Here is an 11,525-nt window from a genome sequence, read left to right as displayed (position 1 = left end):
GAGCTTCGCCGAATGGTCGAGCGTGTTCGGCGACGCCAAGATGACCACCGCCCTGCTGGATCGGCTGACCCACCACTGCCACATCGTCGAAACCGGTAACGAGTCCTATCGCCTGCAACACAGTAGCTTGGCGGCCCAGGCCAAGATCAAATCACGGGAGCGAAAGCGTAAGGGCGGCCAAGAACCGGAGGACGATGAGCCGTTCTGATTTCATGGCGACGACGGCCTGCTACATGGCTGCGTGTGGCAGGTCTTAAACAACTGAACTGGGCTAGCGAAGGAGTGGGGGCAACAGCAGCTGCGCTGGTAGACTTATCCACAGTTGCTGGTAACAAAATCAGCAATCCGCCCTGGGTCAAATTTCAATCGGCAGGGTGGGTCAATTTTCCATCAGCGCCAACAGGTTAAGGGGGCTTCTACCTGGCTTTGGGTTTTAAGGGAGGCGTCTGGGGTGCCTCCCGCGGGGTCATGCCGCCAGTTCAACCAGTGGGATTCGATTCATGTGCATCGTGTAGCCCGTGCGCCGCTCAAGAGCGACGTACTGCTCGAAAAGCTCCGGGTGATGAACTCGCCCGTTACGCAAGTCGGGCTTGGACGCCATCACGCAAAAAACGCAGCTCAATCGATCATTACCGAGGGCATAGGCGTAATGAGGCTTCTGACCAGCTGCAGCGATGGCGTCGAAAACTTCATCTGTCTGCATGTCATGCACCGGCAACCACTCGTACCAGGTCAAGACTGAGTTGCTGATCTTCATCCGGCTGAACACCGCCCGCTTCGCTCGCCCTGGGGACTCTTGAGCGCGCAGGCCAAGGCAGTTGACGATCGTCTTGAAGCCATTGGCCTTTGCATAGCTCCTGACCTCACGTTGGATGGGGCCTCGTTTCAAGTCGCTCGTGCATTGGCGAGTAGATGCAGATGGCCAGCTCGGTACCTCGGGGCGAGTCTCGAACCGGCGCTCTACCATTTCCAACAGCGTCTTCGACGCTGTGGCAACGATGAAGGGAAGGCCGGCTGCGGCAGCTTGATCACGGGCCAGCTCCATCGCCCCTGGCCACTCCATCGCGCCCAGCGAAGCATGGACAACCACCAGTTGGCGTGCTGGCACACGCTTAAGCAGATGGATCAGTTGCACCTGGGAATCCTTACCACCCGAATGGTTCGCCACAAACAGCGCACCATTGGCGATCAACTGGTCAAGCTCGGCTTCCGAGCTGTCACGGATCTCATCCCCGAAAAGCAAGCCCTGCTGTTGATAGCGCTCCATGTCCTGCGGCCTCATTGATAAATGTCAATGAGCAAAGATTAAACTATAGGACAACCATTTTCAACGAAAGATTGTCCTATAGATTAATCTTCTCCCAAGAAATCGAGGTTTGGGGCTAACGCCCCGTGCTTGACCAAAAGCTCGTCGAGCGCCCCGGCCAGGTCGGCCTCAGTTCGTTGGAGCGTCAGAAACAATTCTGCGCTGGCAGCTGTATCATCGTGCGCATACTTCAAATGTGCTGCACGTGCGCCCCTGAAGCGGTTGATCGCGTCTACGGTGTTCTGATCCAGGTGCAAGCTGAGCGGCAGCTTCAGTGCGCCGGTGCTTGATCTAGCAATGTCATTGCTCCACTTTCTCGATGAAAACCTGACCTTCCCCCCTCTGATCCAACGTGTCGATCAGACGCTTCCGTCATGGCTGTAGGAAATTTCAGCAGACCACCTAGCAGCGCACGAACTGCTCGCATGCACTTCACACTGTGCAGTGCACAGCACATACTGTGACCCGTGCTTTTGCGAACGCACTAAGCATGGCACATTTCCATTTCAGCCCTGTAAACATTGGCTTGTAAACCACTTTTTTGACTTGTAAACCACTCTGGTTTACAGTGAAAAAAAGTAGTTAACACGAGGCCAGCACATGCCGAATTTACAAGACGAAGCTAAGGCCTACATTGAGTCCGTTTTAGGTGTGGAAGCGCAGATGACCCCGGTGCCACTCCGGGTCCCCTACACCGTCCGAGACAGCTACAAAACCTACGAGCTGAGCATCCCAGTGACGCTCAACATGATGCTGCTGGTCTCCCGTGATGATGTCGGGTACCCAGGCATCGTGAAGCTGCAGAAGCATATCGAGCTGGTGCGCAACGCCACCAACCAGGTAGTGGTGTACGTTTGCAGTTCCTTGTCGACTCAAGACCGCCGTAGCCTGATCATGCACCAGGTCAATTTCATCCAGCCCGGCTTCCAGATGTTCATACCGGAGATGGCGCTGGACCTGCGTGAAAGTTTCCGTCAGCGGCGAGAGCAAAGCGAGGTCGCCGCCCTCCTCCCCGCGGCTCAGGCCATGCTTCTCTCGTGCCTCTATGCTGGGATACCCGACGAAACCTACTTCACCACGAACGCTTTGTTGGGGGACCTGGGCTACAGTCGCGTGACCCTCTCGAAGGCAGTGGATCAACTGGTATCGCTGGGGGTTATCAGCCCTGCGAAAAGCGAGCTGCATTGGAAGACCTACGCCTTCAACGGTTCGCCTCCTGAGGTGTTCCAAAGGGCCAAGAAGCACCTGCGGTCACCGGTCAAAAAGAGAATCGGTATTACCCGAAATACTATCCCCATGGCTCCTGAAGTTTTCATCGCTGGAGAATCTGCCCTAGCCAAGTACACGATGCTGGCGGAGCCTAAGCAGGCCATCTGGGGGATGAGCAAGAAAGTGTTCAATGACATGCTGGCGTTGAATGCGTTCGAGGTAGTCGAGTCGGTGGACACGATCGAGGAGTGGGTGGAGATTTGGGGGTATCCGTCGCTCAGAAATTACATAGCAGACGCAGCGTCGCTGTTTCTCAGCCTGGAAGACAATCCCGACGAACGCATTCAGATTGCGCTGGATGAACTCAAGGAGCAGGTACATTGGTTAACGTGAAAGGTTTAGAAATTTTTGGCCGGCACTTTCGCGATTTCCGCGATAGCTACGTCCTGATCGGTGGCGTTGCCTCTGCTCTAGCGATGGAAGACGCGGGAGAGAGCTTCAGGGCCACGAAAGACCTGGACATCGTGCTCGTGATTGAGGCTCTCGACGCCTCTTTTGTAAATAGGTTCTGGGAGTTCATAAAGGCCGGCGGATATGAGATCAAACAAAGAGGCGGTGACAGGCCGGTCTTCTACAGATTCCAGAATCCCGCCGACGACACCTACCCGGTAATGATTGAACTATTCTCTCGTGCACCGGATGGCCTTGAGCATGAGGAAAACGCAACGCTGACCCCAATTCCCACAGATGAGTCGGTTTCGAGTTTGAGCGCTATCCTGCTCGATGAAGACTATTACACCCTGTTGCGTTCCGGCCGCCATCAGAGCGAGGAGCTGACATACATCAGCGCTGATCGTCTTATCCCCTTCAAAGCTAAGGCCTGGCTCGACTTGTCTCAGCGCAAGGCAAACGGTGAAGCAGTTGACGCGAAGAACGTCAGGAAGCATCGGAACGATGTCCTGGCCCTGGCGGGCCTGCTGACTGGCGAGGTGATTGAGTTGCCCACAAGCATTACTGCAGACATGGCGCTATTCCTTGAGCGCCTGGCGGTCGAAGAGATCGACTTCAAAGCGCTCAAGATTCGGGGTGACCTCAAGACCATCATCGGCCGAATTGCAGAATCCTTCGGCCTTCAGCCGACCTCATAACGCCGGCAATTCCTCAAAGCCATTCCCAGCGCCCGGCCCCAGTTCGGGCGCAGCGAAAGCGACGACCGCGTTGATGAACTCCTTCCACTGATCAAGTGTGAAGCGCATCGGTTCTAACAGCTGGCCGGTTTCTGTCCAGAGCCCGCAGCTATCCAGCTCCAAAAATTCTCCATGCTCAACGCTCCACCAGGATCCGGTCATCGAGGTGCCCCAATCGAGGCGCCCAGCGAAGAATGGCATGTTGAACATCAACAAGAACCAAAGGTGCCCGTCTTTGGCAGTAACGTACTCCCGCATCGTTCGATTGCCCAGCGCAGCGCAGACCTCTACAGCTTTGGCAGCGAACAGCTCGTCAGCACTGGGTGAATCCGTAGTGAACCCGAAAACGTGCTCCGCGAGATATCCCAGGCGGCTTACAGACGTGTGAGCCATCTGAAGAAAGCTCCGCTCAAGCAGTTGCGAGTAATCCATGTTGCTTACCTCGTATGACCCCGCATTCGCTGGGCATGCGCCAGCAGCTCTGGGCAGATGACCCGCCACACAGGTGCGTCTTCAAAACCAGCAGGTTCAACCCTGCCAGTGTCTTCAAACTTTCCGGAAGCCAGGTGCAGATCCAAGACCTGATCGGGCAGTTTCCAGGCGTGGATACACACCTCATCGACGGCCAACTCGGCCTCCACGAGGTTTGTTGTAAGCACGCCCCAGTGCTCACCATCCTCGTAGAGCAGCTCCAGGGCTAGCCGCCCGTTTGGGTACAGCCGTGGCCGCAATTTCGACAGCTGCATGATGCTCCCCCCGGGGCTATTTGACCGTTACTGTCTCGGTAACCACAAACCGGACCACGTCGCCCAACGTAACACCGGCCAGGCCTTGTTTGCCGTCTTCACCGATCACATAACCCTTCAGCTCTCGCTGATCAGCTCCGTCGCAGGACAGTGTGGCAGTAGAAGTCACATGCTTGAGCTGGCGGCTGTCCCATTTCAGAGGAATGCCCAGGGCGCAGTCATTTCCGGCCAGGACCTGAGACATTTCATATTCCATTTTGCCAAACCCTCCCGCCCGGTACTCGGTTGGCAGAACCGAGCCGAGCGCAGGATCACCGAGGTGATACAGCTTGGCGTAGACGACCGAACCAGCCGGAATGGTGAGATTGAGCTTTTTGTCATTGCACCCTGCCAGTGACATAGCGAGACAACCGAGCACAGCAATCTTTCGTAGTGGTGACATGCATTTTCCAGTGAGTGTTTGACCGATCAAGTCTGCGTGTGGCTGACCATACCAAGCCCAAATAGATGGCCAATTGATACATAACGCGTATGCATAAGTTATGTTACCACAGGCCGTGTCACACTGCTCATTGCTGGCCGCTGGCAGAGGAGGAATATGGCCTCCCCTGGTCAAGCGCTTAAAGGGAAGCCCTTGCTGCAGGCTCCTGGTTACATGCCTTGCGTGTGACCAAATGCAAGGAAGCGCTCGCAAGCCTCTGGCGACGAATCTCCGAGGTGCCACAAAGAACCTTGCGTAGCCAGGTAGGCCGATGTCTCCTCCTCCGCCAGTACAGCAAAGGCGGTCGTCGAGATGAAGAAGCCATCGCACTTGCCGCTCATGACAGCGTCATGCAGCACGTCTCGATGACGCTCAATGAAGTCCAAGTTGAACGTGGTCAGAACAGCCTTTGCAAGCTCCTTGGTAGGAACGCTCACAGCTTTCCCGACTGGGACCAAATCGTCCAGATTTAGAGCGATGACCCCGCCATTGTTGAACGGCGCCAGCTGCTTGGCAGCATGGCTAACACGCTTCTCAACTCCGCTCTCAGACCAGATCTTCTTACAAGCGATCGGGTAGTCGCCCATGCCGAAGTCAACCAGGATATCGGGTTCTGCAGCTTTGGCTGCTAATCCTCGGCTCTTCAAGTCGGACAGCAGCACCAGCTCCCAGAGAGCGTCCTTCCCTTGGGAGGTGTTCCGATCATCCGGCTGCATGACGCTGCCGGCCATACGCTTGAGCGCCTCTTGAATTCCTGGTTCATCAGGCAAGTTGGTGACCGCATCAGCAAGACGGTTCACGAACGCCGCTTCCCAGACCACCCGGTCATCTGGCTTCACTTGCTCTGCCCACGCCAGGCTCAACTTGTCGGCCTGGCTAAGCAGTTGCGAAAGTGCGCTGCCGGACCGCAGCCTCACGTTGCGCTGCTCCAGCACATCCCGCACAAGCTGGGCCTTAGCAGCAATCTCTTCGTATGAATCTGTCCAAGCCTTGCTCACAACATCGACGGACTTCACTTCACAGCTCCCATGGAAATGGCAGGTGGTTTAACTGGCACAATGGCTGCGATAGCTGATGCGCTGCTATCACCACTGACAGAATGGGTGTTCGCCCTGCAACACTCTGCCAGAGCGCTTTACAACCCGCACCTTCAATAGGAGGAAGAACGAATCTGCCCGACAGGCTGGCCAGATGGGTTGAGGGGATCTGAAGCGCCCCCAAAAACTGCATGGCCGAGCTGGAGCTCTTTAAAACCAGGATGCTCCAGGTTGACCGTCAAGCTGCTCTCATTGAAATCCTTCCCAACGTACTTCTGCGCCCATGATCGGCGCTGTGCCGGCGATCTGGTCGCACAAGCACGCACGTGGCGGCTAAGCCATGCGTTGCAAAGCCTCTGCATGTCACGCTTGAAGTCGGATGAAAGTCGATAAGCTGCACCACAGTGCGAACAAAGAGCGCTGCCGGTGTTCTGTGTCATGGGTTGAGTCCGTGTCTCAGACGTTTTTTCGCTTGGGCGGTGAAAGTGCCTGTTATCAGGCTGGCAACGTGACGCGCATCAAGGCTACCGCGAGTTGCGAGCGCTGAAGTAGTAGGCCAACACCACCCCTATCAAAGGGCCAGAAAAAGCGAGTAATTCAGTAAAGTATCTGCTCTCAGTAACAGCGCCCCAGAAAACACCTAACAGCAGACTGAACACGACCGCCAGGCCCATGAACAGGGGCAAACGTTTGTTATACCGCTCAGTCAGTGGTTCTGCATGACCAATGCCCCCGCAGGTCCCGCAAGGTAACCCTACATGGATCCCCTTCAGTTCGCTGGCATTCACACAGGCAGCGCAGGATGCGCCTTCGACGGCACGATTGCAGGTGCCCGTGCGGTCACAGTGAGAGCAAGGGTAGAGATTCGATTTTACTTCCATTCTGCCTCTCCTGGCGAAGGGGGTAATTTTTTTGGTGATAGGCATCCTGGCGCAACATTGCCCGTACGGCACGAGTTCGCGAGGACTCAAACGGGTTGTCCGGCGGCGCTTGCCGCAAGTCCTTAGCCGCGAGGCTGATCTGCTTGATGCGGGAGCGCAGCCAGTTTGCATCTGCCGTGTAGATGGCATCGGGATTGTTGGCCAGCAGGGCGCGCAGTTTATCGCCCAACTCGGCGTTGATCACCACACGCCCCAGCAGATGGAAGTCGTGATGGTGCAGGGTTGCACAATCCTCAGCTGTCATTGCCGCCAGGTTGGATGGGATGCCCGCGCAGAACTGGTCGGTCTGAAATATCCGCTTTGCATGCGCCAGCATCTCACCGGCAGACAGCTCCCCACACTGCAGGGGAATGATCACACGAGCGCCGGCCGTGATCCATGTGCGAACTCGCTCTGCGTGCACAGCCCACAAGTCGAGGGTTGCCGACTGGTCACCGATGACATCCGGTGCCACGATACTCAGCGCTCCGGGGTAATCCGTCCGCCCCAACACGCACTCGTAGGCGAAATACACTTTCTCCCAGCTCACGAGCTCGCCCTTCTGGAATGCAGAAAAGGCCCCCGAATCAATGAACACGGCGCCGCCTGCATCCAAATGACGTGGAAGCGTTCGAAGGAGTTTAAGGGTGTCCAGCAGTGTGGCAACAACACCTACTGGGACCCCCTCATCAACGGCAGCCCTTAGATCTTGAGTGCTGGACATCCCCGAGTAATAAGCAACGTTCCAGGTCAACGGCATGATCTTCTTACCACCACTGCGCACGCGAAATCCGCGCCGCTTCCACGGCATCGACCCAGCTCGATGGCTGGGGATGCGTGGTTCAGGAGATGACCTAGATTCGTTTCGCTGATTGGAAGTAGACGTTGAAGACCTTGGAGGACGCCTCGCTGATGGCGTCGTTGTACCTGGGTGCGATCACTTCGACGATGACCGTCTGGCCGGCGTTGTCGTGGTAGGTAACTCGCCAATTAGGCTGCTGGTCCATGTTGACTCCTGTGTGTGCTCTGGCGCTATTCATCCGACCTCGATCCACGCCCGGGCGCAGAGAGGGACATCACTGAACAGTGAGAGCTGCCATGGCATCGAGCAAGGCAGTCTTAACCTCATCGGTGTCACCCTCCACCGACACGAAGGCGACACTGTCCAGCTTCGCATAGGCCTGGTGCATGGCTGCCAGCGCTTTGGGAGCGGATGTCACGGCGCGTGTGCAGGTATCGGCAAGGAGTCGCTCCTGGTCAGGATCGGCACCCCGCACTGTGAGGTGCACGATGTAGTCTTCGTCGGCCCGGTCCATGCTCGGTACTTCGGCATGACTGTAGAGCTTGGAATCGCTGACATTTGCACGCTCGGCCGCCGGGAAATTGATCTGCAGCGCTTTCGGGCCCATGCCAGCGGCCAACGCGCTGGACTGAAGCTGTTCCGCCAGCATCAGGCCTTCCCATGCCCCCCGCACCCACTCAACCGCGTAGCGGCCATTACGGTTGCGCTCGATCAGCATGTAGAAGGTGTTGTCATTGACCGAATAGCCAAAGCGCTCGACGGCAATTGTCTTGATGCCCTGCTCAAACCCAGCACGCTTGTGCTCAAGCGCTTCCCGCGGATATACCTGATCCATCACTATCACCTGTCCTATCTGGTTGGGGTCGCGAAGTTCGGGCCTAGACTTACGTTCTCCCGCACAATGCGGGCCTGGCGCCTTTACGCGCCCTTCACCTCTGCGTAGTTCCACTCCACGTGCTCGAAGGCAGCCTGCTTGGCTTCGTATTCGATTTCAGCCTGGGTGGCGTTGTCTTCGACCTCGAACTCGAACTCCACTTCGGAACCCTGAACGTCCGTCTTGATGGAACCTTTGTAGGTACGCATTGATTTGTCCTGGTAGATGACTACAGGACTAAAAGATTAAACCATAGGACAACCTGAAATCAAGAAAACATTGTCCTATACGCCAATCTTTTGATAAGGAAGTGCACCCTAAGGCCGCTGGCGGCCACAGCAGAGCGCGAGCTAGGTAGTTAACGGTACCGCTCACCTGGCAAGGGTTGCGCTTGGGCGATCGATCTGCCTGCTCTCAGGGAGCGTTCGTCATAACGGCATGAGGAAAAGTCTCATACCTCAAGCTTCATGTGGAACAACGAGACATTTCTTGAACCGGGCCGGCGCCCCCGCATAGAGCGCGTTTGGTGGCACATCGTCGGTCACCACACGGTGAGCGGCAACCTCGCTGTTGTGTCCGATGCTGACACCTGGAAGCTCCACACTCCCGGCCCAGATCCAAGCACTGCGCTTACTGTGTTCGGTGCGGTGTAGTCGTTGCTCTTGCGCCGGTCTGGGTGAACGTCGTGACTGGTGGTGCACAAGCGCCTGTGGGCCGAGCATGCTATTCCCCTTCGCCCTCGTCCACCTCTCCGCCGATGGCGCCAAGGGCGCGCAACGTGTCCAGGCGGAACCTGTGGCCGCATTCACCGCACTTCACCATGCTTCGGCTGACGATGATGCCGCTGTCGAGCGAAACAGGTGGCTCGCCCCAGCCGGCGCCCATGATGTGCTTTTCAACCAGATCGAACTGGTATCCCTCATGGCCACCGCATTTGGGGCAACCTCGCTCGGTCTCGTACTGCGCCATTTGTGGCGTCCTCGAACTGGTGAAGTGGTGATGTATGTTGAATGAGGTGGGCATTCAATCCAGGCCACGTAGTTTCGTGAGCCCATAGTCATCGCGCAGGATCCGCAACTCCTCTTTGTCCATCTCATCCAGGGCAGAGCAGTTTGCATCGTCCAAGCCCTGTCGCTTCAGCAACGCGGCAGCATCGCCTCTGTCGTAGATGTAACGCGAGAGATCCGCAGCAGCGAGGAGAATACCGGTCTGCAGCTGAGTCGGCTTATTACGGGGTTTACGGGGAGTTGGGGCCATGTGTAGCCTCTCCATGTTGATGAGCGGGACAGGGATACTAGGCACATGTGCCTAGAATGCAGCGAGTTCGGCGATAGGCACATGTGCCTATTTACAGATGCATTGCTGGCGCCAGCTCGATCCACCAGTGCTGGCCAGCGCCCCATGATCAGCCGGACAGTACATGGCCGATCAGCCCCCCAAATGCACCTGCCACCAGGCTAAGCACCACCACAAGCGGAACGCCAAGTATGCGTACGCTCATCACTTCCTTTAATCCAATTTTGGTAGGCGCCGGCTCTCTGGTGCGACAAATGCTGCGATCGATCATGTCCAGGCGACTCACGACATTCAGGTTACAAGAGACCCGAGCAAAGCGCGGATCGTCGCCACATACATGCTTGAGTAACTCCAGGACAGATGGAGTCACTGCGAAAGCGGCATTGGCGGCAGCGCCAAGCTCAAGGATAGAGACGACGGCACAGAGCCCTTCAAACAGGCCGCGGACGTCTTCGACAGACGTTAGGGTCAACGGACCCTCATAGTCTGAACCACCGGGGAACGGCGTAGATCCGACAACGAGAGTTTCTGCAGGTGTGATCTGTTTCATGCCTTCGCCAGGGCCTCCACCAACAGCGATTCGAATTCGTCCACGGCCAGCGCTTCCCAGCGGTCATCCACCAGCTGCTCGTGATACCACTTGAGTCCGGAGTAGGTAACCCGCACGCACACAACGCCCAGCATCACGAGCGGCTGCTGGCGCACGGACGCTGGCAGGAACACGGCTGGGAGGTCGGCCACGGAAGCGCTGATCGCGAGGTTCTCCATCGCCTCACGCAAGGCAACGGCGCTGACTTTCTTGGCCTGCACCTTGGCGGACAGGGCAGAACGCAGAGTCTCGACAGCAGCACAGGAGCCGCGGTCATCTCCATTGCAGCGCGCAACAAAGTCATCAAGCCACAGCAACGACTCTTCAACCTCGCTTGCACTGGCGGCCGAAGGGGGGACTTCACCATCAACGTGCTGAGCGGACTGCTTCAGACCTTGTTCTGTGAGCCATGCAGCTACCTGGTCGGCGCTCAAAATGGCCAGGGTTTCCGAACACGCATCACAGCCCAGGGCCAGCTGGCAGCGAATGTCGCTGGTCCGCAAACGCCCGTGCTGGGAATCGCTGATGTTCTTGTTGTGCGTCTGCCAGCTCAGGGCCTTGCTACCGCACTCTCGGCATTCAGTGGTTTTAGTGATGCTCATGATTTGCCTCCTGACACTCTACAGTCCTTGAGAAAGGCACTGCTTTTCACAGTGAAAGGCCCTGAACACCGTCCAGGGCCTCAAGCGGCTGCCTTAGCGGCCAAATGCCTGGTCAAGCACTGGGCGCGAGTCGATGATCGCGTTGCCCAACTCGTCGACGGTCGTAGCGCTGGCCAGTCGGTCCTCGACAGCAGAAAGCTCGTTCAGCAGCTCATCGTTGCCGCCTTCCTTGTAGAGCGTGTGCTGCAAGCCTTCGAAGGTACGCTTTAACTCGCGGTGGGTTTCCTTGAACTGGCTTTCGCTGCCGGATACAGTTGCCTGTGACCAGTTAGTGAGCGGGTTGTGGCGTGCATCCACCTTACCGGCACCAAACATGCGGTCATAGGAACGCTGCACGAAGCCTTCGATCAGAGCGCCGTTGTTTCTGTCATCCATTTTCTACATCTCATCGTGATGACGTGATCTTCACGTCGTGG

General features: G+C 56.9%; 17 protein-coding genes and 1 pseudogene. 3 read left to right on the top strand and 15 right to left on the bottom strand.

The window, feature by feature from the left end:
- A pseudogene (istB, locus tag MF6396_RS26495) lies at window positions 1-208 on the top strand (IS21-like element ISPst3 family helper ATPase IstB); the annotation flags it as partial.
- A 258-nt stretch (window positions 209-466) separates the two neighbouring features.
- On the opposite strand, the gene MF6396_RS26490 reads toward istB, so the two are convergent.
- Complete coding sequence (locus MF6396_RS26490) at window positions 467-1,267, bottom strand: phosphoadenosine phosphosulfate reductase domain-containing protein (RefSeq protein ID WP_064492136.1); 801 nt, start codon at window positions 1,265-1,267, stop codon at window positions 467-469.
- Window positions 1,268-1,906: 639 nt separating this feature from the next.
- On the opposite strand from MF6396_RS26490, the gene MF6396_RS26480 reads away from it, so the two are divergent.
- Both MF6396_RS26480 and MF6396_RS26475 read left to right on the top strand, forming a co-directional pair.
- Window positions 1,907-2,908 (top strand): hypothetical protein, encoded by a 1,002-nt coding sequence (locus MF6396_RS26480; RefSeq protein WP_064492138.1) that lies wholly within the window; start codon window positions 1,907-1,909, stop codon window positions 2,906-2,908.
- Window positions 2,905-3,663 (top strand): hypothetical protein, encoded by a 759-nt coding sequence (locus tag MF6396_RS26475; protein WP_231114289.1) that lies wholly within the window; start codon window positions 2,905-2,907, stop codon window positions 3,661-3,663. The genes MF6396_RS26480 and MF6396_RS26475 overlap by 4 nt, the downstream gene beginning before the upstream one ends.
- On the opposite strand, the gene MF6396_RS26470 is transcribed toward MF6396_RS26475, so the two are convergent.
- The 14 genes from MF6396_RS26470 to MF6396_RS26405 all read right to left on the bottom strand — a co-directional run bounded on the left by MF6396_RS26470 (window position 3,658) and on the right by MF6396_RS26405 (window position 11,484).
- The gene (locus tag MF6396_RS26470; RefSeq protein WP_064492140.1) at window positions 3,658-4,134 is read right to left on the bottom strand and encodes a hypothetical protein; all 477 of its coding nucleotides are present in this window, start codon (window positions 4,132-4,134) and stop codon (window positions 3,658-3,660) included. The genes MF6396_RS26475 and MF6396_RS26470 overlap by 6 nt on opposite strands.
- 5 nt (window positions 4,135-4,139) lie before the next feature.
- A complete protein-coding gene (locus MF6396_RS28580; protein ID WP_064492141.1) occupies window positions 4,140-4,448 on the bottom strand; it encodes a hypothetical protein in 309 nt (102 codons plus the stop codon).
- A gap of 16 nt (window positions 4,449-4,464) precedes the next feature.
- Window positions 4,465-4,890: a hypothetical protein gene (locus MF6396_RS26460; RefSeq protein ID WP_064492142.1), complete on the bottom strand. Its 426-nt coding sequence runs from the start codon at window positions 4,888-4,890 to the stop codon at window positions 4,465-4,467.
- Window positions 4,891-5,099: 209 nt separating this feature from the next.
- A complete protein-coding gene (locus tag MF6396_RS26455; protein WP_064492143.1) occupies window positions 5,100-5,945 on the bottom strand; it encodes a hypothetical protein in 846 nt (281 codons plus the stop codon).
- 134 nt (window positions 5,946-6,079) lie between these two features.
- Complete coding sequence (locus MF6396_RS26450) at window positions 6,080-6,406, bottom strand: hypothetical protein (protein ID WP_177346353.1); 327 nt, start codon at window positions 6,404-6,406, stop codon at window positions 6,080-6,082.
- A gap of 400 nt (window positions 6,407-6,806) precedes the next feature.
- A complete protein-coding gene (locus MF6396_RS26440; RefSeq protein WP_231114286.1) occupies window positions 6,807-7,697 on the bottom strand; it encodes a hypothetical protein in 891 nt (296 codons plus the stop codon).
- Between the two features lie 43 nt (window positions 7,698-7,740).
- Window positions 7,741-7,893: a hypothetical protein gene (locus tag MF6396_RS28725; RefSeq protein ID WP_155741804.1), complete on the bottom strand. Its 153-nt coding sequence runs from the start codon at window positions 7,891-7,893 to the stop codon at window positions 7,741-7,743.
- A 69-nt stretch (window positions 7,894-7,962) separates the two neighbouring features.
- Window positions 7,963-8,523 (bottom strand): hypothetical protein, encoded by a 561-nt coding sequence (locus MF6396_RS29125; RefSeq protein ID WP_223843656.1) that lies wholly within the window; start codon window positions 8,521-8,523, stop codon window positions 7,963-7,965.
- Window positions 8,524-8,606: 83 nt separating this feature from the next.
- Window positions 8,607-8,771 carry a hypothetical protein gene (locus MF6396_RS28720; RefSeq protein ID WP_155741805.1) on the bottom strand — a complete coding sequence of 55 codons (165 nt, stop codon included), beginning with the start codon at window positions 8,769-8,771 and terminating at the stop codon, window positions 8,607-8,609.
- A gap of 514 nt (window positions 8,772-9,285) precedes the next feature.
- Window positions 9,286-9,531, bottom strand: a complete 246-nt coding sequence (locus tag MF6396_RS26425) for a hypothetical protein (protein ID WP_064492144.1) — start codon at window positions 9,529-9,531, stop codon at window positions 9,286-9,288.
- Between the two features lie 54 nt (window positions 9,532-9,585).
- Entirely contained in the window at window positions 9,586-9,819 is a 234-nt protein-coding gene (locus MF6396_RS26420) for a hypothetical protein (protein WP_064492145.1), read from the bottom strand.
- A 148-nt stretch (window positions 9,820-9,967) separates the two neighbouring features.
- Window positions 9,968-10,408: a hypothetical protein gene (locus MF6396_RS26415; protein ID WP_064492146.1), complete on the bottom strand. Its 441-nt coding sequence runs from the start codon at window positions 10,406-10,408 to the stop codon at window positions 9,968-9,970.
- On the bottom strand, window positions 10,405-11,049 hold the full coding sequence (locus tag MF6396_RS26410; protein ID WP_078481899.1) for a hypothetical protein: 645 nt from the start codon (window positions 11,047-11,049) through the stop codon (window positions 10,405-10,407). Before MF6396_RS26410 ends, MF6396_RS26415 begins: the two co-directional genes overlap by 4 nt.
- A 93-nt stretch (window positions 11,050-11,142) precedes the next feature.
- Window positions 11,143-11,484: a hypothetical protein gene (locus MF6396_RS26405; protein ID WP_064492148.1), complete on the bottom strand. Its 342-nt coding sequence runs from the start codon at window positions 11,482-11,484 to the stop codon at window positions 11,143-11,145.
- Window positions 11,485-11,525: the final 41 nt, after the last annotated feature.

The sequence above is a fragment of the Pseudomonas sp. MF6396 genome, from assembly GCF_002018915.1.
GTDB classification, from domain to species: domain Bacteria; phylum Pseudomonadota; class Gammaproteobacteria; order Pseudomonadales; family Pseudomonadaceae; genus Aquipseudomonas; species Aquipseudomonas palmensis.
The sequence above is the reverse complement of the archived record's forward strand: the minus strand, read 5'-3'. Positions and strand labels throughout refer to the sequence as shown.